A 21,740-nucleotide genomic window follows, 5' to 3' on the forward strand; every position below is an offset into this window, starting at 1 on the left:
ATTCCAAATTATCTTAGGTTGCGTATGAAGGCTTTATGAGTTTTTGGCAGAAATTTTTTGGTGCACACGATCAGCATAATGACCACAAAAATCATGTGGCATGGGTTGAAAATGACTGTGCATGTAAAACCAATGATCAGCTACTTCAAACTTTGGCTTTAACTCAGGACGAGGATGTCATTAAGGGAATCAAGCGTATCCTGCTCTCACGTGGGTTTAGCCGCAAAGAATTAAATCAACTGACCTGTCCGATTCAATAATTCAGACTTGATCAAAAATAGCCACCCTGAATGCGGTGGCTATTTTATTTGTAGAGATCAACTGACAAACTCCCCAAGTGCAACCGATTTCGTTACAATACCGCTTTGTTCTAAACATTTAGGTTATTTGCGTGAAGTGGTTACAAATCCATATTACTGTTGATCAAGCACAAGTTGATTTTACTGAAACATTGTTACTTTCTTTGGGCGCAGTCAGTGTCACGCTAGATGATGCTGAAGATCAGGCATTGCTTGAGCCACTTCCAGGCGAAACTCCACTTTGGAACAAAGTGATTGTGACAGGGATCTACCAGCAAGATGACAGCGAACAAATCGATGTCGATAGTTTGGTGAAATTTGTACAAGAACAGCTTCCTGAAGCGCCTGTACGTTTTGACGAGCTTGAAGATCAAGCTTGGGAACGCGCATGGATGGACTACTATGAACCCATCCAAATTGCAGACAAATTCTGGATCGTGCCTGAATGGTTAGAAGCACCCGATGCTGAAGCCACCAACATTAAACTTGATCCAGGTCTAGCCTTTGGTACAGGGAACCACGCAAGTACTTTCCTTTGCCTACAATGGTTAGGCAGTGTCGACCTGAAAGATAAAGTTGTGGTTGACTATGGTTGTGGTTCAGGCATTTTAGGCGTTGCAGCACTGCTTTTAGGTGCTAAAAAAGTTTATGCAACTGACATTGACCCACAAGCTGTACTTGCCACTCAACAAAATGCTGAATTGAATGGTGTTCTTGACCGTCTATATGTTGGTTTACCAGAAGAGTTCAATGCCGAATTTAAGAGCCAGCAAGCAGATGTTTTAGTTGCTAATATTTTAGCCGCGCCGCTGATGGCACTTGCGCCTGAATTTGCAAAATTACTGAAAGCTGATGGTCAGTTTGCACTTGCAGGTGTGATTGAAGAACAAGTGGCAGATGTTTCAGAAGTGTATCAAGAGTTCTTTGATATTTTGAATATCGAAAAACGTGAAGAAAACTGGTGCCGTATTTCAGGTAAACGCCAAAGCTAATTAGTTTTAGGCCCTCCCTATGTGTGACATACAAACCCAATGCCCAAACTGCAAAACACAATACTTAGTTTCGCCAACACAGTTGTCGATTGCAAAGGGTACGGTTTGTTGTCCGAAATGCGAACACCATTTCAATGCTTACGAATTTCTCAGCCATTTACCTTATATTGCACAGTTAGAAGCCAATTACGAATCTGTCACCGCACTAGCACATCATCGTCTGCATGAACGAGGCAGTGAAAATGCTTTGGCTATTTTTGAGCGTAAAATTGAAACTTCTAGCCTCGACTTATTGAGTTATCTAAATACCCATATTGTCAAAGAAGAAGAAAATTTAAATTTTAAGCGTCATCCCTCATTTTTTAGTCTACAAAAAAATACGGCAACACGCCTGATTAATACATTGGTTCATTTGTTTTTACTGGTACTCAATCTTTTGGTCTTTGGGATTATTCTCAGTCAGTTCACGAATAACAATCGTGATTTGAAGCAACAATTTCCTCTACTAGGCATCTTTTCAGATCACGCATGCAGTGTTGTAAAATGTAACAATAAAATGAATACCGAACTTAGAATCGAAGCAACCAAGATCCATCAGGATTACCCAGAATTTACAACGATCACAGGTAAATTTGTCAATTACAGTCACAGCTCACGTACCTTACCTACAGTACAGGTTGTAACTCCCCAACGTATTTTTAGCTTTACGCCCAAGCAATATTTACCTTTAGCACAACAAGGCAAACAACATTTGCAACCTCAGCAAAGCCTGTATTTTCGTATTGATATCCCGCTAAAAGATGCCAATCAGCAATTTAAACTACAGCTCAAAAAGGCTTTAGATTAAATCACGATAAAAAATACTCAAGCGTGGTTCATCAAGCAAATCTATACTCCTGTACAAGTTTTCACTCTTCCTGATTATTTTTATTCAATCTTCTGATATTCAATGCTCAATCATTTACCAAACAAATAAAAAAAATAAAACCAATTAAAAAAAACGATAAAATTTAGTAAAATTCTGCATTAATTTTACTCACTTTTTCAGCGACAGTGGTATGATACGCGCCACGAAAGCTTGACCACACAAACATCTCGTAGAATTCCCATAATGAAATAAATTGCCAGATGTGCATTATCCCAATATTGCGCATGTAGCAGTTTTTTTATTTTAAAATTTGACTGTAACAATTTTTTAACAACTGTTACGCTTATTTTTTGGTCAATACAGACAATGTATGGCAAGCTAGTTACTTATTTTTAATATTCTCTTCACAAGCTGAATTGAATATTTTTTAACCTTTTATAAACTCAACCACTTTCACCCTAGTGGTTATAGATTATTCGGATTAAAACGCATGAATAGCAAATCTCCTATTTTTACTGCACAATCTGATGTAGCGCTTCGCATCCACGTGGATCGCGCAGTTCGTCATTATTTTGCACAACTGCAAGGCGAGCAACCTGCTCAGGTATATGACATGGTGCTAGCAGAAATGGAGAAACCTCTTTTATCTGTTGTTTTAGAATACACTCGCGGCAACCAAACTCGCGCTGCTGAAATTCTAGGACTAAACCGTGGTACTTTGCGTAAAAAGTTAAAAGCTCACGGTTTAATGAGTGAATAAATGATAAAATGCTCACGTTGTCGTGGGCATTTTTTTTGCCTAAATGTTTAATCTGAAGACTTGAAAATCATGACTATTAAGCGCGCTTTAATCTCAGTTTCTGATAAGACTGGTATTGTTGAATTTGCTCAAGAACTTGCAAATTTGGGTATTGAAATTCTTTCAACTGGCGGTACATACAAGTTACTCAAAGACAGTAACATCGCTGTTGTTGAAGTATCTGAACATACTGGTTTCCCTGAAATGATGGATGGTCGTGTTAAAACCCTACATCCAAAAATTCACGGTGGTATCCTTGCTCGTCGCGGCTTAGATGAAGCAGTGATGCAAGAACACAACATCGACCCGATTGATCTTGTGATCGTGAACCTTTATCCATTTGCAGCAACGGTTGCAAAACCAAACTGTTCACTTGCAGATGCGATTGAAAATATCGACATCGGCGGCCCGACAATGGTTCGTGCTGCGGCTAAAAACCATGCATCTGTAGGCATTATCGTCAACGCATCTGACTATGCAACTGTTGTCGCTGAACTTAAAGCAAACGGTAGATTGTCTTACGAAACTCGTTTTGACTTGGCTGTTAAAGCATTTGAACACACAGCTCAATACGACGGTATGATTGCGTCTTACCTTGGCGCTCGCGTAGGTAAAGAAGAAGGTCAAGCAGACAAATTTGCTCGTACTTTCAACACTCAATTAGTGAAAGCACAAGACCTTCGTTACGGTGAAAACCCGCATCAATCAGCTGCTTTCTATGTTGATCCTGCTGCAAAAGAAGCATCAGTTTCTACATCTACGCAGTTACAAGGTAAAGAACTCTCTTATAACAACATCGCAGATACCGATGCAGCACTTGAATGTGTGAAATCTTTTGCTAAACCTGCATGCGTGATTGTAAAACACGCAAACCCTTGTGGCGTTGCAGTCTCTTTAGACGGTATCAAAGCTGCGTATGACCTTGCCTATGCAACTGACCCAGAATCTGCATTTGGTGGCATCATTGCATTTAACCGCGAGTTAGATGTTGATACAGCGAAAGCGATTGTGGAACGTCAATTTGTTGAAGTGATCATTGCACCAAGCATCGCTGAAGGCGTACTTGAAGTGACTGGCGCGAAGAAAAATGTTCGCGTATTGGTCTGTGGCGATCTTCCTGCAATTGATGAACGTGCACCACAACTTGACTACAAACGCGTCAATGGCGGCTTGTTGGTTCAAGACCAAGACTTAGGCATGATCAAAGCATCTGACTTGAAAGTTGTGACGAAAGTTGCGCCGACTGAACAAGAAATTGATGACTTAATCTTTGCTTGGAAAGTTGCGAAATACGTTAAATCAAATGCAATTGTTTATGCAAAAGGTCGTCAAACTATTGGTGTTGGCGCAGGTCAAATGAGCCGTGTAAACTCAGCACGTATTGCTGCCATTAAAGCAGAACATGCGGGTCTCGTGGTTGAAGGTGCAGTGATGGCATCTGACGCATTCTTCCCGTTCCGTGATGGTATCGACAATGCTGCGAAAGCAGGCATTAAATGCATCATCCAACCGGGTGGTTCTATGCGCGATGAAGAAGTGATTGCAGCAGCAGATGAACACGGCATTGCGATGGTGTTCACAGGTATGCGTCATTTCCGTCACTAATTGATTAGAAATCATATTTATTAATCCCTCTAAATCCCTCTTTGTAAAAAGGGAGCTCAGGAGGGATTCTTTTCTTTGAGGGATTTTTGAGAATGAACATTTTAGTTTTGGGTAGCGGTGGTCGTGAACATGCCTTAGCATGGAAAATCGCGCAAGATGCAAAAGTCAGCAAAGTCTTTGTAGCACCAGGTAACGCAGGTACTGCAACAGAAGAAAAATGCGAAAATGTACAACTGGATATTCTCGACAATCCAGCCATTATTGAATTCGCAAAAAATAATGATGTCGCTTTAGTTGTTGTTGGCCCAGAAGCACCGCTTGTGAATGGTGTGGTTGATGCGGGTCGTGCAGCAGGTCTAAAAATTTGGGGTCCAACTCAATACGCGGCACAACTTGAAGGTTCAAAAGCGTTTGCCAAGCACTTCTTAAAACGCCACAACATTCCAACTGCATTCTATGATGTATTCACAGAAGTCGACGCAGCGAAAGCCTTTGTTGAACAGCATGGCGCACCAATCGTGATTAAGGCAGATGGTCTTGCAGCAGGTAAAGGCGTTATCGTTGCCATGAGCAAAGACGAAGCGTTTGCTGCGATTGATGACATGTTGGCAGGTAACAAGTTTGGCGATGCTGGCTCACGTGTCGTGATTGAACAGTTCCTTGCAGGCGAAGAAGCTTCATTCATTTGTATGATTGATGGTCAAAATATTTTACCTATGGCAACTTCACAAGATCACAAACGTATTTTTGAAGGTGACCAAGGGCCAAACACAGGCGGTATGGGTGCATATTCTCCTGCACCAGTGGTGACTGCTGAAGTATTTGAACGTGTAATGACTGAAATTATGCGTCCAACCGTAGACGGTATGGCAGCAGATGGTCATGTTTATACAGGTTTTTTGTACGCAGGCTTGATGATCGACGAACAAGGTCAGCCGCGTGTAATCGAATTCAACTGCCGTTTTGGTGACCCTGAAACTCAGCCAATCATGATGCGTTTACAATCTTCATTGGTTGACTTGGTTGAAGCGGGTCTTGAAGGCAATTTGCCTGCCGAAGCACAGTGGGATGAACGTAAATCAATTGGTATCGTTCTAGCGGCTGAAGGCTACCCTGAAAGCGTGCGTAAAGGCGATGTGATTTCTGGTTTAGGTCAATCTCCTGAAGGCATAAAAGTGTTCCATGCAGGCACTGCAAGCAATGACAAAGGTCAGGTCATCACTTCAGGTGGTCGTGTACTCTGCGTCACTGCATTAGGTGATAGCGTGCTTGAAGCTCAAGTCAATGCTTTAGAAGTGTGTGGTCAAATCACATTTAACGGCATGCAATACCGTAGCGATATCGGTTACCGCGCAATTGCACGTGAACAAGCATAAGTTCTCATTTTTCTAAGTAAAAACGCTCTTTCGAGAGCGTTTTATTTTTATAGCCTTTACCATAAATTTTCATATGATTTGTGTTTTTTATTGTTTTGCGCGGTAAATACAACTCTTTATACTGCCAGCAATCTTGCTCAGATACACTTTTGTGAAAATATTTCAATGAAAATCAATCGTGCACCATACAGATTCTATATGCTCCCCTATTGTGCATTTTGTTTTCTTGGTATCATGAGCACAATTTCACACCGATGTAACTGATCTATGCTGTGTCTGACCTTAGATATTTGTTCAGACAAGTACCAACATCGTTTTTATTTCCAGTCTCCCTGTTGACTTCAGCGGTTTGCTGCACATGGCGATAGATCAACGACTGTTAGATCAGCCGTTTAGTGGTTTTATCCAAATCACTAACTATTATTGATTAGGAACACACACCTCATGAAAAAACTATTGAGTATTGCTTTAGGTACAAGCGTACTTCTTGCCGCAGGTTGCAGTAAAAATGCACCTGAACAAAGCAGCACAACCAAAGCTGCCGATGCCAATCAACCACAAAAAATCGTTCTTGCATCGACAGGTTCAGATACTGATGTTTGGCAATTTATCGCGACATTACCTGAAACTAAAAAAGCAGGTATTCAGCTTGAAGTGAAAAACTTCACTGACTATGTAGCCATGAATAATGCAACTGCAAATAAAGAAGTCGATGCCAATGCATTCCAATCATATAACTATATGGTTGCTTACAATGCTGAAAGCAAGTCTAAAGTTGCAGCAGTTTCAACAACTTATATTGAACCAATGGGTATTTACTCAAGCAAATACAAAAAAGTGGATCAATTCCCAAGCAATGCAACTATTGCAATTCCAAATGATGCAGCAAATGAAGCACGTGCTTTATCTTTATTGCAAACTGCGGGTTTAGTGAAGCTAAAAGCTGACTTTAACCCAATCCAAGGTACGACCAATGATGTTGTAGAAAATCCAAAACATCTACAACTTAAACCAATTCCAATGGCAACCGCAGTACGTGTGAAAAATGACGTTGATGCGATTGTTCTTGGTAATACCTTGGCAATGGAAGGTGGCTTAAACGTACTTAAAGATGCTTTGTTCTACGAACCAGCTGACCAATCAACAAAACTTTATGTCAACCTTGTTGCAACTGCAGCAGGTCGTGAAAATGATCCTATTTTGAAAAAATTAGGTGACTTGTACCATACGCCAGCAGTGAAAAAATTCATTGATGAGAAATTTGGCGGTACAAAAATTGATGTAAACAAACCAGTCAGCTACTTTACTGAAAACAAACAGTAAGATAGATGTAAATGAACAGGCAAAGTATGTTTCTTTGCCTGTTTTTCTTTTTAGTATAGTTTTTGACCCCATGATTCAATTTAAAAACATTTCAAAGCACTATCAGCTTAAAGGGCAAACGCTGCGCGCGCTTGACCAAATCAATCTCGATATTCCTGAAGGAAGTATTTTCGGGATTATTGGTTATAGTGGTGCAGGTAAAAGTACCTTAATTCGCCTGATTAATCTGTTGGAACGCCCAACCGAAGGTCAGGTCATTATTAACGGGAAAGACTTTACTGCATTGGATGCGCGTACATTACGTCAAGAGCGTGCCAATATTGGTATGATTTTCCAGCATTTCAATTTGCTTGAAACCAAGACGGTTGCAGAAAATATTGAAATGCCAATGAAATTACTGGGCGTCAGTAAGGAAAAACGTCAAGCACGTTTAGATGAGCTGCTTTCTTTTATTGACCTCAGTCATAAAAAGAAAGCTTACCCTGACGAACTTTCTGGCGGTCAAAAACAACGTGTCGGGATTGCACGTGCGCTTGCAAATCATCCCAAAATTTTACTATGCGATGAAGCAACCTCTGCTCTTGACCCACAAACCACACAGTCTGTTTTAGACTTATTGAAGAAAATCAATAAAGAACAAAATATTACAATTGTCATGGTCACACATGAAATGGACGTAATTGAAAGCGTCTGTGATTATGTTGCAGTTATGGAGTTGGGTAAAGTCATTGAAACAGGTAAAACAGTCGATCTATTCAGTCGACCACAGCAACCGACTACAAAGAACTTTATTCAAACTGTGTTACAGCAACAATTGCCAAGTAATATTCTGAAACAGCTTGAACATCAACATGAGCATAGCATTTACTGTTTGCAGTTCTTGGGACAGTCGGCACAGCAACCTGTCATTCAAGCCATGATCAAACAGTTTGATATTAGTTTGAATATTCTATTTGCAAATATGACTGAAATTGATGGTACGGTGATTGGTCAAATGTTTGTACAAATCTTAGGTGATGCGGTGATTGTTGCCCAAGCGACTGATTACTTAAAGCAACAAGGGATTGAAGTCCGTCAACAAGGAGTACAATCATGAGAGATTGGATTGTACAATGGTTGACTGAAGTGACTCAGCCATTTTGGCATAGTTCTCTGAGCATTGATCAGTTCGTTACAGCATTGCAAGAAACTTTCCAAATGGTGTTCTTTGCACTGATTTTTGGTGGGATTTGGGGACTTATTCAGGCGATTGTATTATTGGTGACTCGCCCTGAGGGAATTCTCCCGAATGCTGTGGTTTATCATATTATTAACCCGATTGTGAATGCCTTACGCTCTTTGCCATTTATTATTCTGCTGATTGCTGTGATTCCATTTACTCAGTGGCTGGTTGGCTCTTCAATTGGGACTTGGGCGGCGATTGTTCCCCTCACTATTTATGTTGGCCCATATATGGGGCGACTTATTGAAACCTCATTGCTTGAAGTCAATGAAGGTATTATTGAGTCGGCACAATCGATGGGTGCAACGCCTTGGCAAATCATTTTTAAGTTTATTTTGCCTGAAGCGCGTAGTTCGCTCATTTTAAATATGACGACTGCCACCATCAGTTTGATTGGTGCAACCGCTATGGCAGGTGCAGTCGGTGCGGGTGGTATCGGTGATTTGGCTATTTCTTATGGCTATCAACGTTTTGACAGTAGCGTCATTATTTTAACCGTGATTGTTTTACTGATTTTGGTGCAGATTGTTCAAACACTAGGAAATTGGCTCGCTAAATTACGATAAGATTTGATTATTCCAAAAAATGCCATCAGATGATGGCATTTTTATTTCAGGTCATCTTAGAAACGGTAGGTCACACCCACTTTGGCAGATGGCAACCACTTGTATTTATCATCATTGGCAATTTTATTTTCCTGTGCTTTTAAATCACTTTGAAATTGGGCATTACTGCCACCAGAATTGACAGTTGCATCCGATGCCAGTGTTACAGTTGGATTATCTGTGTAGTAAGCACCAATTTCTCCAAATACACCCCAGTGCTCACTCAGCATTGGACGAGCACCAATTCCGACATACGGCGCAATATCATTTTTATACTTCATTTTGCCTGTAATATTGCCGTCAATGTTGTATTTAGTGTCATTGACGGTGACATTGCCATTGCTAGACTGTGAAGTCAGTTTATAGTCATTGTCCAAATATGCTGCCCCTGCCGCCACATAAACGGACTTAGCAAAGGCATTCTGACTTGCTCCCCAAGGGTGCATTTCTGCGTTTAAATAGACGTTATTGTTATTGTCCTGATCGAGATCGTATTTGGTTCCATGACTTTTAATATCATTACGCCAATTAATATCTCCACCGTTATAACCCAAACTTACACCAACATAAGGGTTTACATCCCAAGTCAATGCACCGCCATAACCTGTTGTACCTACTTCAGCACGTACGGAAGTCGGCAAGTAGGTTTTATAAGTATTGCCGGGTTCTGTAATCACAGGTTCATCTGCCAAAGCAACCCCTGCAATGGAAAACAGTGTTGAGGCAACCAAAATCTTTTGAAATTTTTTCATTGAGATGTCTCCTAACAAATCGTGAATTTTCACTGACAGTCTTGCAGTTATGATTGGACATACTAGAGTTAAAAGTGGCTTTTTTTCATACGTTTTTTATGCTGAATTTGCAGGGTTTATGTTATTGTTTGATACAGTTTTTCAAAATATTTAATGAAATATATTAAAAATCAAATAGTTAAATTTTAGCTTATATACATAAAATAACCAAATCAATAGCAGCATTTCATGAGTTGGATTTAACTGTCGAACTTGCTTTTCCTGAAATCTTGACTGTTTTGCTATTTTTTCAATCGCATGACTTTATTTTTAGTGTAAAATCGCTGTAATTTTTTGAGCGTAATTTGGGATTAGCATATGTCTGAACTTGCTACAATTATTGAACAAGCCTTTGAAAACCGTGCCAACTTTACTGCAGCAGACTGTCCTGCTGAAGTTCGTGATGCTGTTGAGCAAGCGATTCAAGGTTTAGACAACGGTAGCCTTCGTGTTGCAGAAAAAATTGATGGTGAGTGGGTTGTTCACCAATGGTTGAAAAAAGCGGTACTTTTATCATTCAAACTCAATGATAACAAACCAATCGAATCTTGCGACCTTCGTTTCTACGACAAAGTTGACACTAAATTCAAAGGTTGGACTGAAGAACAATTTAAAGCCGCTGGCGTACGTGTTGTACCACCAGCAGTTGCACGTCGTGGTAGCTTCCAAGCGAAAAACGTTGTCCTTATGCCATCTTATGTGAACATCGGTGCATATGTTGATGAAGGTACAATGGTTGATACATGGGCAACTGTAGGTTCATGTGCACAAATCGGTAAAAACGTTCACTTGTCTGGCGGTGTTGGTATTGGTGGTGTTCTTGAACCACTTCAAGCAAACCCAACCATTATTGAAGACAACTGTTTCATCGGTGCACGTTCTGAAATCGTTGAAGGCGTGATCGTTGAAGAAGGTTCTGTAATTTCAATGGGCGTGTTCATTGGTCAATCAACCAAGATTTATGACCGCGCAACTGGCGAAATCCATTACGGTCGCGTACCAGCAGGTTCTGTGGTTGTTGCGGGTAGCCTTCCATCTAAATGCGGTACTTACAGCCTATACGCTGCAATCATCGTGAAAAAAGTGGATGCGCAAACTCGTGCAAAAACTAGCTTGAACGATTTGCTTCGCGACGAGTAATCTCGACACTGTTGCGGAACTTAAACCGTTCCTCGGAGCGTCCATCGCTCCTCGTCTCTACGGTTGTAAAATCGTAGAGATTTTTGTTTTTTAAAATACCATGGTTACTTTACTATGAATCCGCTTCGCTCCTCTCAAATCCCTGTGACTGATCCTGCCGCAGGTTTACGTATTACCGAGATTTTCTATTCACTACAAGGTGAAGCGAATACCGCAGGACTACCAACGGTTTTTATCCGTTTAACAGGTTGCCCTCTGCGCTGTACCTATTGTGATACGACTTATTCCTTTGAGGGTGGTGAGCGCTGGTCTTTAGATAAAATCATTGAAACTGCTCAATCTTATCAAACCCCGTATATTTGCGTGACAGGTGGCGAACCACTGGCTCAGCCTAACTGCATCACACTTATCGATCGCTTATGTGAGATGGGTTTTGAAGTTTCTTTAGAAACCAGTGGCGCGCTTGACGTCAGCAAAGTTGATCCGCGCGTTTCTAAGGTTCTTGATCTAAAAACCCCAACTTCGGGTGAAGCACACCGCAATTTACTCAGCAATCTAGACTTACTGACCGCCAAAGATCAGATCAAATTTGTGATTTGTAATCGCGAAGATTATGAATGGTCAAAGCAACAAGTTGCAGAGTATCAGCTCGACCAAAAAGTCAGTACCGTTTGGTTCTCCCCTGCTTTTGCTGTCGAGAAAGGTAATGCCAAATTGCCACGTTTTGCGCGTGACTTGGCTCAGTGGATTTTAGATGATCACCTCCCTGTTCGTTTTCAGTTACAACTGCATAAACTGTTGTGGCAAGATGAAACAGGTCGTTAATTAACTTTTTTGGAGAATGAATATGCGCCCACGCGCCATAGTTTTATTATCTGGTGGCTTAGACTCAACTACTTGTTTAGCTTGGGCGCAAGCACGCTATGAATGTATTGCCCTCAGCTTTCAGTATGGTCAGCGCTCAAGCACCGAACTTGATGCAGCCAAAGCATTGGCTAAGCGTTCGGGTGTAGAACATCGCATTATCAATATTGATTTAGGCAATCTCGGTGGCTCAGCACTGACTGACCATAACATTGCTGTCCCTGAACAAGCACAAGAAGGTATTCCTGTAACTTATGTTCCAGCACGTAACACTATTTTCTTGTCTTATGCCCTTGCGGCAGCCGAAGTTTTCTCTGCTGAAGCCATTGTGATTGGCGTAAATGCTGTAGATTACTCAGGTTATCCTGACTGCCGACCTGCATTTATTGAGGCTTTTGCCAACCTTGCAAGCCTTGCAACCAAAGCAGGCGTTGAAGGAAAACCACTTAAAATTGAAACACCTCTGTTACATTTATCTAAAGGGAATATAATACGTCTCGGTCTTGAACATGGTGTAGACTACAGTCAAACAGTCTCTTGCTACCAAGCAGACGACCAAGGACGTGCTTGTGGTAAATGCGATAGCTGCCGCTTACGTAAAGAAGGCTTTGTTCAGGCAGGTGTTGCAGATCCAACACGTTATATACCTCAATAAAAGGCAGGTTTTATGAAATTTTTAAATTCAAAACTGATTGTTTCTACTCTTTTTTCTGCACTTGCATTCACTGCAACAGTTTCTCATGCAGCACAAGACCCATCTAAAAGTACGAACGTGCGTGGTACGTTAATTGGTAACTGTAAAGAAAGTGCAGGTAAAGGTGGCAAACTGACTGCTGCGGAAGCAGATAAGTTTTGTACTTGCCAAGTCGATGCTGAAGGTCGTTTGACTAAAGCACAAGAATGGCAAATTATCAGTACTGTGAATCAAAAGAAAAGCCCAAGCTCACTTCCTTTCATTCAACAGCAAAACAAAGCAATCCAATCTTGCTTTGGTCCTCAGCTGACTTCAAAACTAAAATCATTGTCTGAAGAAGCAATGAAAAATGCTCAAGCAGCAGAGAAAAAGAAATAAGACATCACCACTGAGTGATTCAATAAACTAGCCACAATGTGGCTAGTTTTTTTATGGAACAACGCATGACATTAGAAACAGAAAACTTGAATATACACCACGCTTGGAACAGCAATGCTCAAGATAAAAAATTTGTCGCTTCTTACAGTGGCGGTAAAGACAGTACTCTCGCCCTCTATCAAGCTATGCAGATGGGCGAAGCGATTGGTTTAATCGTCATGCTTGAAGAAAATGGGCAAAAGTCACGCTCACATGGTATGTCACTTGAAATTATCCATGCGCAGGCTGAAGCGATTGGACTGCCGATTTTAACCGCTTCAGCAACATGGCAAAGTTATGAAGCACAGTTTATTCAGCTTCTTGAACAGCAAAAAGCACTGGGTGCAGAAGTTCTGGTGACGGGTGATATTGACTTACTCGGTCATGCCGAATGGAACCAATCCGTTTGCGATAAAAGCCAGCTTCAACTGTGCATGCCACTCTGGCAAAAACCACGTTTAGAGATTATTCACGAATTGATTAACTTGGGTTTTCACAGTGTGATTGTTACCGTAAATCTCAATCTAGGTATGAAAGCCGAAGACCTCGGGCGAGTCTTAACCTCTGAATATGTGGATGAACTCTGTGCGCGTGGTATTGATCCTTGTGGTGAAGCAGGTGAATTTCACACCACAGTGATTGATGGACCGATCTTCAAAACACCACTTTCAATGTGCAAAGGTGATATTCTCTATCACGAAAATTATGCATTTTTACCACTCACATTAGAACATCATGCCATTTAAGGATTGAACATGACAGACAGTATCCAACTTCCAAATCAAACCTTTCCAACAACAACAGGGGATATCAACTTAGCTGAAGTGAAATCTGAATGGTTGATTGTTTATTTTTATCCAAAAGACTCAACCCCAGGTTGTACCACTCAAGCCGTTGATTTTTCATGCATCCAAGATCAATTTACAGAACAAGGTGCAACAATTTTTGGTATTTCTCGTGATTCGGTTAAATCACATCAGAACTTTACTGAAAAACAGGCATTAAAAATTGAACTGATTAGCGATAAAGAAGAAGTACTCTGCCAGCATTTTGATGTGATTAAAGAAAAAAATATGTATGGCAAAAAGGTGATGGGCATTGAACGCTCAACCTTTATTTTCCATAACGGCAAGCTCGTTAAAGAATATCGTAAAGTTAAAGCTGCGGGGCATGCAGAACAAGTTCTTGCTGATTTAAAAGCCTTGAAAGCAGCCTAACAAATTATAGCTAGCCTGTGCGCTAGCTATTTCTTAAAAATGATGACTATCCTGAGTTGCAAAGCGTCGCTGTAACTCTGCATAAACTGGCGTGGTTTGAAATTTCTCTAGAAACTCAATCGTGCCTTGTGGGAAATATTGCGTCTGAATTTCACCACGATAATACGCTTCCCGCATCGGTGTCGCAGAAATCGAATCTTTCAAACTTTCCAGTTCAACCAACGTCCAGTTTGGAAATAATTCTAAATAATAAGACGACTCATCTTTAAAGTGACCAATCAGTCCAATCTTGGCTTGTGCAGGCGTTTTTTCAGCAACCAAATCTTTGACCAGCTTCACCCATTTCTGATCATCATAAACATCGACAACATGCACAAAAACAATACGTTGTTGATCTTCCTCAGAAAAGTTCGACAAAATCATCTGTTCACGTTCTTGCGCCAGAAACGGGTTTTTAATACTGCGTTCTGATTGAGCCGAACCTAAAGCAATAATGACTTTGTGGCTTTGTTGCAATGCAATCTCAATGGTTTGCATGTGTGCCAGATGAAATGGTTGAAAACGCCCAATGAAAACAAGATAATCAAAGTGATACATCATAGGATAGCAATAATTAAACCAAGGGATGGTGAAGTGTAATGATAAAGAATCATCGTGAAGCATAACAATTTACCATGTGAAAATCACGAAATACTGAAATAAAGGACATGAAAAATGACGCTCACTTGTTTAACTCAAACTCATCAGCATTTACAGGCAGTCCTCGAAGATGGTGTGCTGACTTTAGCCATTGACCGTGCCATTGCCAAAAATGCGATTTATAGTGGGTTGTATTTATGGATTGCTCAGGCACTCGATCAAGCCGATAACAGTGATGAAGTCCGTGTTGTCATTCTGCGTGGTGCTGGCGATGACTTTACTGCAGGCAATGACATGCAGGACTTTCTCGAATCCATGCAGCAACCCGATGCAACACCCGCAGCAGAACAGCCCCCATTTGTTTTACTTAAATCAGCCGCTAAATTTTCTAAACCTTTAATTGTTGCAGTGAAAGGTGTGGCGATTGGGATTGGGGTAACTTTATTACTACATGCAGATTTGGCTTTTGCAGATGAATCTGCGGTGTTCCAATTACCATTTGTCAGTCTAGGGCTTTCTCCTGAGGGCGGCGCAAGTAAATTACTGGTACAACAGGTCGGCTATCATCATGCAGCAGCACTGCTCTTTACTGCACAAAAATTTGATGCACATGCCGCAGAAAAATTTGGCTTGATTAATCAGGTATTCTCGAGTGAACATATGCATGCGCCTTATCATTTAATGGCATTGAAAGAACACCGAGATGTTTATGATTTTGCTGATCAAACTGCAAAAACCATGGCAAAACTTCCGATTGCTTCACTCAAACAAACCAAAGCACTGATGAAGCAGAATCTACCTGAAATCTTGAAGTGGATTGATGAAGAAGCTGAAATTTTCATGCAACGGGTTAAATCCCCTGAACTCCATGAAGCAGTCAATGCGTTCTTAGAAAAGCGCACAACCGACTTTTCAAGATTTAACTAAAATATTTCTACAGCAGGTCTAATCCTGAGATCTGCTGTTTTTACAACAAAATATCACATGCAAGTTTTTTCTAAATTGCCGATAATGCTGTGATCTTGTTGAGCGATAATCAAATATGAGCACCTCAGATCTTACAAAAACGCGTTACCACGAAGCTGCACCGACTGATATTGATGTCAATCAATTTAAAAAAGTGGTTGAAAGCCGCCGTTCGGTACGTAAATTTACCGACACCCCGATTCCTGCTGAAGTTTTAGATCAATGCCTCGACTGGGCAATGCTTGCTCCTAGTTCATCCAACCTACAACCGTGGATGTTTTATGTCGTTCAATCGAGCCAGAAGAAAGCACAACTGGTCAAAGCCTGTATGGGACAATTGGCTGCTCGAACTGCATCTGAACTGATTGTTTGCGTAGCACGTACGGATCGTATTGATGAAATGGCAAAGAAAAATCTCAGTCATTTCCCGATGCCTAAAACGCCAAAAGCGGTGCAACAGTATTATCGTTTTATTGGATATAACTACCGCACAGGATTTTTGAATACTCTTGGCAATGCCAAGAAACTGGCATTTAGCGTTGTTCGTCAATTTACACCGCTGCCTGTCACTGCGTTTAGTCCTGCGGATCGTCAACTTTGGGCTGTGAAAAGCACTGCCCTTGCCTGTGAAAACTTAGTTCTTGCACTTCGTGCTTATGGTTTTGACAGTTGCATGATGGAAGGTTTTGATGAGCCACGTGTGCGTAAAATTTTACAGCTCAGTGATGAGGAATACCCTGTGATGGTGATCGGTGCAGGTGAACGTGCTGAAGATGGGGTGTTTTTCCCGCAGTATCGTTTTGAGCGTGAGCTATTTGTGCAAAAGGTTTAATCCAACGCTTTTAGCTACTCGCAGCAATTTGATACGCGCCAAAGTCATCAGCAACTGTTCGAGGCAGACTGAATATCGCAGCGTAAAGTTTCTGCGATCAGTTTAATGAAATGATGAACTCTGCCGAGTTTTGCTGATGACAATGGTTTTGCCTACTTTTGCCAAAACAAAAGTAGGATTCAGCAAACATTCAGCCCTAGATCAAAAATAAATTACAAGATGGCATCTTGATCACTTTAATACTAAACATCAACCATTTGAATAAATTCAAAAGCAGGCTCTTCATACGGATGACTGGCTTGCAACGCTTGAGCAACCTGCTTGGCTTGTGCTTCAGGAACAATGGTTTCTACACGCCACTCTTCAAGTTGTTCGAGCTGATCAAGTTGCCCTAAAAATGGGTCTGCACCTTTCACAGGTTTAAACTGTCCAATGCCCTTCACTTGCCACGCACATTGTTCATAGTTGCCGATGCCACCTGCACCTGCAGCAAAAATGGCTTGTTTGGTTGATTCAAGATGGCTTTCAGGAACGTAATAGATGAGTTTGAGCATTATTACTCTCTATTTAGATAAATAATCTTTTCAATCTGTGAAGATGGGATGGTTTTCCCTCTTCCAGCATTAGCCCCGCTCTTTGTTATTGCTTTATCATCTAAAACTATAGAAGATTTTGCATCTTTAAGTCGATAAAAGCCATTGATACCATCAATTTCAGATTTTTCCTCGTTGAAACCTTTTTCTCGAATAATGTTTTGTAAGGACTCAATACGAATGTTCATATTCTTGATCTCTGGCACTAGAGCAGTGACTTTATGCATAAAACTTGCTATACCATCTACACTGTTGAGCAATCCATCTTCAAACCAAGATTGCTGCCCATTTGTTATACAACGGTGATAAAAACTAATTCGAATTTTTAAATCATCAGTTATTCTTAAATTTGGATTCAATAAATACATGATCTCTACCAACATCATTCCATTATCCATATATTCCTGATAAAAACCTTGCGTATCCAAATTATTCATATAATTAAAAATATCACTAAGTTTTGACCTTAGAATGTCGACTGATATTTGATAATAATTTGCCAAACTATTTAAAGCATCCTGTCTAGAGTCATAACTAAATTTATAAATATGCATAAATGCAATTTTATCTATTTGATTGAATACTCAGTATAAACAGATTTTAAGGCAACAAAAAAGCCACCCTTGCGGTGGCTTCTTAACTTAGCTAAATCAATGATTAACCAATAAATTTACGTGCATTACGGAACATACGTAACCATGCACCATCTTCAGTCCAACCCTCAGGCGACCAAGAATGTTGAATCGCACGGAAGTTACGCTCAGGGTGCGGCATCATAATCGTTGCACGACCATCTTTAGAGGTTACACCTGTAATCGCATCTGGTGAACCGTTCGGGTTCAACGGATAATGCTGCGTTGGCTGACCATGACTGTCGACATAACGTAACGTCACTTGGTTGCCTGCTTGCAAGCTTGCCAAGTTCTCAGCACTTGCAACAACAAGACCTTCACCATGTGCAACAGCGATTGGCAAAATCGAACCTTCCATATCTTGCAACAACACAGACGCTGATTTTTCGACACGGACGTTCACTGCACGTGCTTCAAACACTTCTGATGTGTTACGGTGGAAACGAGGCCAAGCTTCTGCACCTGGAATAAGCGGTGCAAGTTGTGAAATCATTTGACAGCCGTTACACACACCTAAAGTGAATGTATCTTGACGGTTAAAGAATTTCTCAAATTGATCACGCAGTTTTGCATTGAACAATACTGATTTTGCCCAACCACCACCAGCGCCTAGCACGTCACCGTAAGAGAAGCCACCACAAGCCACCAAGCCTTCAAAGTCATTTAGATCAACACGACCTGCAAGTAAATCACTCATGTGAACATCGACGGTGTTAAAGCCAACTTTGTCAAATGCAGCTGCCATTTCAATCTGACCATTGACACCTTGTTCACGCAAGATTGCCATGCTTGGACGGCGAAGGTTCAAGAATGGTGCTTCAACAGGTTCATTCAAGTCATACGTTGGTTGTGCAATCAAACCTTTGTGGTTTTTGTCAGCAATCAACGCAAACTCTTGATCCGCAGTTTCAGAGTTATCACGTAAACGCTGGATTTGATGTGAAACTTCTGTCCATGCCTGTTGTAATTCAACACGTTCTAAAGTCAAACCATTCACATTTAACTGATCGCTGTTGTTGACTTGACCGACAACCGCAATTGCATCTTTCAAACTTGATGCCGCAACTTCAGCTTCAAGTGCAGCCCAATCTGCTGCTTTGATTTGTACCACTGCACCAATTTCTTCAGCAAACAAGCTTTCAGTGCTTTGGTTTTCCAAAGCCACACCGAGGCGTGAAGTGAACATCATTTCAGCAACAGTTGCCAACAAACCACCATCACCGATGTCATGGTAAGCCTGAATCAGACCACGATTGTTCCAGTCCTGAATCAATGCAAAGAATGCTTTGAAGTCATCGAAGCTATCGACATCTGGAGTAACCGAACCGATTGCTTTATACACTTGTGCAAGGATCGAACCGCCTAAACGGAACTGACCTTTTGACAAATCAATACGCACAAGTACTGAATCATCCAGTTGTTTCAATTCTGGAGTCAATGTTTTGCGAACATCTAAAACAGGTGCAAATGCAGTAATGACCCCTGTCATTGGTGAAGTGACGGCTTTATCGACACCATCATCATTCCAAGTAGTACGCATTGAAAGCGAGTCTTTACCGACTGGAATTGCAATGCCTAACGCTGGGCACATTTTCATACCAATCGCTTTTACACCTTCAAACAAAGCTTGGTCTTCACCTTGCTGACCTGCTGCTGCCATCCAGTTCGCAGACAATTTAATGTCGCTAATCTGTTCAATGTTGGCACACATGATGTTTGAAATGGCTTCAGCAACAGCCAAACGTGCAGATGCTGCTGGGTTAAGCAATGCAACAGGTGGACGTTCGCCCATTGCCATTGCTTCACCTGTGTAACCTTCAAGGCTTGTGGTGGTGACTGCTGCATCAGCAACAGGAACCTGCCAGCGACCAACCATTTGATCACGCGCAACCATTCCTGTAATTGAGCGGTCACCGATGGTGATCAAGAATGATTTAGATGCAACGGTCGGGTTTTTCAAGACACGGAAAATCGCATCTTTTAAGTCGACTTGAGCAGCATCGAAATCGTCGCCTTGACGTTCGATAGTTTCGTAAGAACGTTGCATACGTGGCGTACCACCCAACATCACTTGCATTGGAATGTCGACTGCCTTGTTCTCAAATAATGGATCTTCAACAGTTAAGTGACGTGCTTCTGTCGCTTCACCTAGTACAGCAAACGGACAGCGTTCACGCGCACAAATCGATTCAAACTGTGCCAAAGATTCTGGGCGAATCGCCAAAACATAACGCTCTTGCGCTTCGTTTGACCAGATCTCCATTGGAGACATCCCAGGTTCAAGCGATGGAATCTTACGTAAGTTCAACACTGCACCTAACTCGTGATCATTCACCAGTTCAGGCATAGCATTGGATAAACCACCCGCACCCACGTCATGTACAGACACGATTGGGTTAGCATCTTCCAAGCGCCAGCAGGTATCGATCACTTCTTGGCAACGGCGTTCCATTTCTGGGTTTTCACGTTGTACCGAAGCAAAATCAAGGCTTTCACCCATGGTACCGCTATCTACAGAAGATGCAGCACCACCGCCAAGACCGATCAACATGGCTGGACCACCAAGTACAATCAGTAAATCACCTGGTTGAATCGCATCTTTCTCGACATGGTCAGGACGAATATTACCGTAACCACCTGCAATCATGATTGGCTTATGGAAGCCTTTCACTTCACCATTCACGTTTTGTTCAAATGTACGGAAATAACCGTTTAGGTTTGGACGACCAAATTCGTTGTTAAACGCTGCACCGCCCAAAGGGCCTTCGATCATGATTTGTAATGGCGATGCCATACGTGAAGGTTTACCGTAGTTCTCTTCCCAAGGTTGTTCAAAACCAGGAATGTTCAGGTTAGATACGGTAAAGCCTGTTAAGCCTGCTTTTGGCTTACCACCACGACCTGTCGCGCCTTCATCACGGATTTCACCGCCCGAACCTGTTGCCGCACCTGCAAATGGAGAAATGGCAGTTGGGTGGTTGTGGGTTTCCACTTTCATCAAAATATGAGCCGCTTGGCTCTTGTATTTATAGATGTAATGACCTGTTTCTGCGTCTTGTTTTGGATAAAAACGCATGGTGTCATAACCGACAATCACCGAAGCATTGTCTTTATATGCCGACAACACGTCATTCGGTGATTCTTTATAGGTATTTTTAATCATTTGGAACAAAGACAATGGTTGTTTTTCACCATCGATTGTCCATTCTGAACCAAAGATTTTATGACGGCAGTGCTCAGAGTTGGCTTGAGCAAACATCATCAATTCGATGTCGTTCGGGTTACGACCCAATTTTGTGAAAGCCGCAGTCAGATAATCAATTTCTTGCTCTGACAATGCAAAACCAAACTCTTGGTTCGCTTTAACCAGTGCTTCTTTGCCTTGCCCCAAAATATCAATTGAGTTCAATGGCTTTGGTGCAGTTTCTGAGAAAAGTGCTTGAGCATCATCTAAATGTGCAAATACAGTCTCAGTCATGCGGTCATGCAATACTTGTTTCACCGCAGGAGAAACGTCGCTGACACCTTTTAGCGTAAATAAAAGACCACGCTCTAAACGGTGTACAGGGGTATTACAGTTTTGGAAAATATCGGTTGCTTTAGACGACCATGGTGAAATTGTCCCAACACGTGGAGTCACCAAGATTTGAATTTCATCGGCTGCCGCTTGGCGTAACTCGAAAGACTGACCATCATTTAAAAGTTGTAAAGCTGACTGATATTGCTGCTCGTTGAGCGCTTGATCAAACAGATAAACCCACTGGCTATCAAAAGACTGAACAGAACTAATTGACGTCAAACGTGATAATAGTTGAGTTTTCTTAAAAGAAGAATGCGCTGAGGCACCGGCCACGATAAACATGTTG

22 protein-coding genes are annotated in these 21,740 nt (G+C 41.5%); 17 read left to right on the forward strand and 5 right to left on the reverse strand.

Annotated elements, in window-relative coordinates; translation table 11 throughout:
• The first annotated feature begins 35 nt into the window (after window positions 1–35).
• From GBN19_RS00940 to GBN19_RS00980, 9 genes are all read left to right on the forward strand, one after another.
• Window positions 36–260, forward strand: coding sequence for a hypothetical protein (locus tag GBN19_RS00940; RefSeq protein WP_151710543.1), 225 nt, complete (start codon window positions 36–38; stop codon window positions 258–260).
• 131 nt (window positions 261–391) lie between these two features.
• Window positions 392–1,291 (forward strand): 50S ribosomal protein L11 methyltransferase, encoded by a 900-nt coding sequence (gene prmA, locus GBN19_RS00945; protein WP_151776828.1) that lies wholly within the window; start codon window positions 392–394, stop codon window positions 1,289–1,291.
• A 19-nt stretch (window positions 1,292–1,310) separates the two neighbouring features.
• Window positions 1,311–2,138: an MJ0042-type zinc finger domain-containing protein gene (locus GBN19_RS00950; RefSeq protein WP_151776829.1), complete on the forward strand. Its 828-nt coding sequence runs from the start codon at window positions 1,311–1,313 to the stop codon at window positions 2,136–2,138.
• A 511-nt stretch (window positions 2,139–2,649) separates the two neighbouring features.
• A complete protein-coding gene (gene fis, locus GBN19_RS00955) occupies window positions 2,650–2,919 on the forward strand; it encodes a DNA-binding transcriptional regulator Fis (protein WP_004751481.1) in 270 nt (89 codons plus the stop codon).
• A 69-nt stretch (window positions 2,920–2,988) separates the two neighbouring features.
• Complete coding sequence (gene purH, locus GBN19_RS00960) at window positions 2,989–4,563, forward strand: bifunctional phosphoribosylaminoimidazolecarboxamide formyltransferase/IMP cyclohydrolase (RefSeq protein WP_151776830.1); 1,575 nt, start codon at window positions 2,989–2,991, stop codon at window positions 4,561–4,563.
• 92 nt (window positions 4,564–4,655) lie between these two features.
• Entirely contained in the window at window positions 4,656–5,939 is a 1,284-nt protein-coding gene (gene purD / locus GBN19_RS00965) for a phosphoribosylamine--glycine ligase (RefSeq protein ID WP_151776831.1), read from the forward strand.
• 444 nt (window positions 5,940–6,383) lie between these two features.
• Entirely contained in the window at window positions 6,384–7,262 is an 879-nt protein-coding gene (locus tag GBN19_RS00970) for a MetQ/NlpA family ABC transporter substrate-binding protein (RefSeq protein WP_151776832.1), read from the forward strand.
• A 70-nt stretch (window positions 7,263–7,332) separates the two neighbouring features.
• Complete coding sequence (locus GBN19_RS00975; RefSeq protein ID WP_151776833.1) at window positions 7,333–8,358, forward strand: methionine ABC transporter ATP-binding protein; 1,026 nt, start codon at window positions 7,333–7,335, stop codon at window positions 8,356–8,358.
• Complete coding sequence (locus GBN19_RS00980) at window positions 8,355–9,050, forward strand: methionine ABC transporter permease (RefSeq protein WP_151776834.1); 696 nt, start codon at window positions 8,355–8,357, stop codon at window positions 9,048–9,050. The genes GBN19_RS00975 and GBN19_RS00980 overlap by 4 nt, the downstream gene beginning before the upstream one ends.
• Window positions 9,051–9,106: 56 nt before the next feature.
• Here the strand turns inward: GBN19_RS00980 and carO are convergent, their stop codons facing one another.
• Window positions 9,107–9,841 carry an ornithine uptake porin CarO gene (carO, locus tag GBN19_RS00985; protein ID WP_151776835.1) on the reverse strand — a complete coding sequence of 245 codons (735 nt, stop codon included), beginning with the start codon at window positions 9,839–9,841 and terminating at the stop codon, window positions 9,107–9,109.
• 357 nt (window positions 9,842–10,198) lie between these two features.
• On the opposite strand from carO, the gene dapD reads away from it, so the two are divergent.
• From dapD to GBN19_RS01015, 6 genes are all read left to right on the forward strand, one after another.
• The gene (gene dapD, locus GBN19_RS00990; RefSeq protein WP_111892061.1) at window positions 10,199–11,020 is read left to right on the forward strand and encodes a 2,3,4,5-tetrahydropyridine-2,6-dicarboxylate N-succinyltransferase; all 822 of its coding nucleotides are present in this window, start codon (window positions 10,199–10,201) and stop codon (window positions 11,018–11,020) included.
• A 114-nt stretch (window positions 11,021–11,134) separates the two neighbouring features.
• Window positions 11,135–11,845: a 7-carboxy-7-deazaguanine synthase QueE gene (gene queE, locus GBN19_RS00995; RefSeq protein WP_151709712.1), complete on the forward strand. Its 711-nt coding sequence runs from the start codon at window positions 11,135–11,137 to the stop codon at window positions 11,843–11,845.
• A 22-nt stretch (window positions 11,846–11,867) separates the two neighbouring features.
• A complete protein-coding gene (queC, locus tag GBN19_RS01000) occupies window positions 11,868–12,539 on the forward strand; it encodes a 7-cyano-7-deazaguanine synthase QueC (protein WP_151776836.1) in 672 nt (223 codons plus the stop codon).
• A 12-nt stretch (window positions 12,540–12,551) separates the two neighbouring features.
• Complete coding sequence (locus tag GBN19_RS01005) at window positions 12,552–12,956, forward strand: hypothetical protein (protein WP_151709714.1); 405 nt, start codon at window positions 12,552–12,554, stop codon at window positions 12,954–12,956.
• A 65-nt stretch (window positions 12,957–13,021) separates the two neighbouring features.
• A complete protein-coding gene (locus tag GBN19_RS01010; RefSeq protein WP_375707844.1) occupies window positions 13,022–13,741 on the forward strand; it encodes a Dph6-related ATP pyrophosphatase in 720 nt (239 codons plus the stop codon).
• A 9-nt stretch (window positions 13,742–13,750) separates the two neighbouring features.
• Complete coding sequence (locus GBN19_RS01015) at window positions 13,751–14,212, forward strand: peroxiredoxin (protein ID WP_151776837.1); 462 nt, start codon at window positions 13,751–13,753, stop codon at window positions 14,210–14,212.
• Between the two features lie 33 nt (window positions 14,213–14,245).
• Here the strand turns inward: GBN19_RS01015 and GBN19_RS01020 are convergent, their stop codons facing one another.
• Window positions 14,246–14,809 (reverse strand): nicotinate-nicotinamide nucleotide adenylyltransferase, encoded by a 564-nt coding sequence (locus GBN19_RS01020; RefSeq protein ID WP_171494410.1) that lies wholly within the window; start codon window positions 14,807–14,809, stop codon window positions 14,246–14,248.
• A 117-nt stretch (window positions 14,810–14,926) separates the two neighbouring features.
• Between GBN19_RS01020 and GBN19_RS01025 the strand changes: the two genes are divergently transcribed.
• Together GBN19_RS01025 and GBN19_RS01030 are read left to right on the forward strand one after the other, a co-directional pair.
• A complete protein-coding gene (locus GBN19_RS01025; protein WP_151776838.1) occupies window positions 14,927–15,778 on the forward strand; it encodes an enoyl-CoA hydratase-related protein in 852 nt (283 codons plus the stop codon).
• 115 nt (window positions 15,779–15,893) lie between these two features.
• Window positions 15,894–16,649: a nitroreductase family protein gene (locus GBN19_RS01030; RefSeq protein WP_151776839.1), complete on the forward strand. Its 756-nt coding sequence runs from the start codon at window positions 15,894–15,896 to the stop codon at window positions 16,647–16,649.
• A gap of 242 nt (window positions 16,650–16,891) precedes the next feature.
• Here GBN19_RS01030 and GBN19_RS01035 read toward each other — a convergent pair whose 3' ends face one another.
• From GBN19_RS01035 to purL, 3 genes are all read right to left on the reverse strand, one after another.
• Complete coding sequence (locus GBN19_RS01035; protein WP_151709719.1) at window positions 16,892–17,203, reverse strand: NGG1p interacting factor NIF3; 312 nt, start codon at window positions 17,201–17,203, stop codon at window positions 16,892–16,894.
• A 2-nt stretch (window positions 17,204–17,205) separates the two neighbouring features.
• Entirely contained in the window at window positions 17,206–17,796 is a 591-nt protein-coding gene (locus GBN19_RS01040) for a hypothetical protein (RefSeq protein ID WP_151776840.1), read from the reverse strand.
• Between the two features lie 103 nt (window positions 17,797–17,899).
• Window positions 17,900–21,736 (reverse strand): phosphoribosylformylglycinamidine synthase, encoded by a 3,837-nt coding sequence (purL, locus tag GBN19_RS01045; RefSeq protein ID WP_151776841.1) that lies wholly within the window; start codon window positions 21,734–21,736, stop codon window positions 17,900–17,902.
• Between the last annotated feature and the right edge of the window lie 4 nt (window positions 21,737–21,740).

The organism is Acinetobacter brisouii (genome assembly GCF_008993995.1).
In the GTDB taxonomy this organism is placed as follows: domain Bacteria; phylum Pseudomonadota; class Gammaproteobacteria; order Pseudomonadales; family Moraxellaceae; genus Acinetobacter; species Acinetobacter brisouii_A.

What these genes read in the sequence shown, in the direction of transcription:
- GBN19_RS01025 (WP_151776838.1), top strand. Translation starts at nt 14,927, where the DNA reads ATGACGCTCACTTGTTTAACTCAAACTCATCAGCATTTACAGGCAGTC.
- GBN19_RS00940 (WP_151710543.1), top strand. Translation starts at nt 36, where the DNA reads ATGAGTTTTTGGCAGAAATTTTTTGGTGCACACGATCAGCATAATGAC.
- GBN19_RS00980 (WP_151776834.1), top strand. Translation starts at nt 8,355, where the DNA reads ATGAGAGATTGGATTGTACAATGGTTGACTGAAGTGACTCAGCCATTT.
- queE (WP_151709712.1), top strand. Translation starts at nt 11,135, where the DNA reads ATGAATCCGCTTCGCTCCTCTCAAATCCCTGTGACTGATCCTGCCGCA.
- GBN19_RS00970 (WP_151776832.1), top strand. Translation starts at nt 6,384, where the DNA reads ATGAAAAAACTATTGAGTATTGCTTTAGGTACAAGCGTACTTCTTGCC.
- purL (WP_151776841.1), bottom strand. Translation starts at nt 21,736, where the DNA reads ATGTTTATCGTGGCCGGTGCCTCAGCGCATTCTTCTTTTAAGAAAACT.
- GBN19_RS01005 (WP_151709714.1), top strand. Translation starts at nt 12,552, where the DNA reads ATGAAATTTTTAAATTCAAAACTGATTGTTTCTACTCTTTTTTCTGCA.
- queC (WP_151776836.1), top strand. Translation starts at nt 11,868, where the DNA reads ATGCGCCCACGCGCCATAGTTTTATTATCTGGTGGCTTAGACTCAACT.
- GBN19_RS00975 (WP_151776833.1), top strand. Translation starts at nt 7,333, where the DNA reads ATGATTCAATTTAAAAACATTTCAAAGCACTATCAGCTTAAAGGGCAA.
- dapD (WP_111892061.1), top strand. Translation starts at nt 10,199, where the DNA reads ATGTCTGAACTTGCTACAATTATTGAACAAGCCTTTGAAAACCGTGCC.
- GBN19_RS01010 (WP_375707844.1), top strand. Translation starts at nt 13,022, where the DNA reads ATGACATTAGAAACAGAAAACTTGAATATACACCACGCTTGGAACAGC.
- GBN19_RS00950 (WP_151776829.1), top strand. Translation starts at nt 1,311, where the DNA reads ATGTGTGACATACAAACCCAATGCCCAAACTGCAAAACACAATACTTA.
- purD (WP_151776831.1), top strand. Translation starts at nt 4,656, where the DNA reads ATGAACATTTTAGTTTTGGGTAGCGGTGGTCGTGAACATGCCTTAGCA.
- GBN19_RS01020 (WP_171494410.1), bottom strand. Translation starts at nt 14,809, where the DNA reads ATGTATCACTTTGATTATCTTGTTTTCATTGGGCGTTTTCAACCATTT.
- GBN19_RS01035 (WP_151709719.1), bottom strand. Translation starts at nt 17,203, where the DNA reads ATGCTCAAACTCATCTATTACGTTCCTGAAAGCCATCTTGAATCAACC.
- GBN19_RS01015 (WP_151776837.1), top strand. Translation starts at nt 13,751, where the DNA reads ATGACAGACAGTATCCAACTTCCAAATCAAACCTTTCCAACAACAACA.
- GBN19_RS01030 (WP_151776839.1), top strand. Translation starts at nt 15,894, where the DNA reads ATGAGCACCTCAGATCTTACAAAAACGCGTTACCACGAAGCTGCACCG.
- GBN19_RS01040 (WP_151776840.1), bottom strand. Translation starts at nt 17,796, where the DNA reads ATGCATATTTATAAATTTAGTTATGACTCTAGACAGGATGCTTTAAAT.
- fis (WP_004751481.1), top strand. Translation starts at nt 2,650, where the DNA reads ATGAATAGCAAATCTCCTATTTTTACTGCACAATCTGATGTAGCGCTT.
- purH (WP_151776830.1), top strand. Translation starts at nt 2,989, where the DNA reads ATGACTATTAAGCGCGCTTTAATCTCAGTTTCTGATAAGACTGGTATT.
- carO (WP_151776835.1), bottom strand. Translation starts at nt 9,841, where the DNA reads ATGAAAAAATTTCAAAAGATTTTGGTTGCCTCAACACTGTTTTCCATT.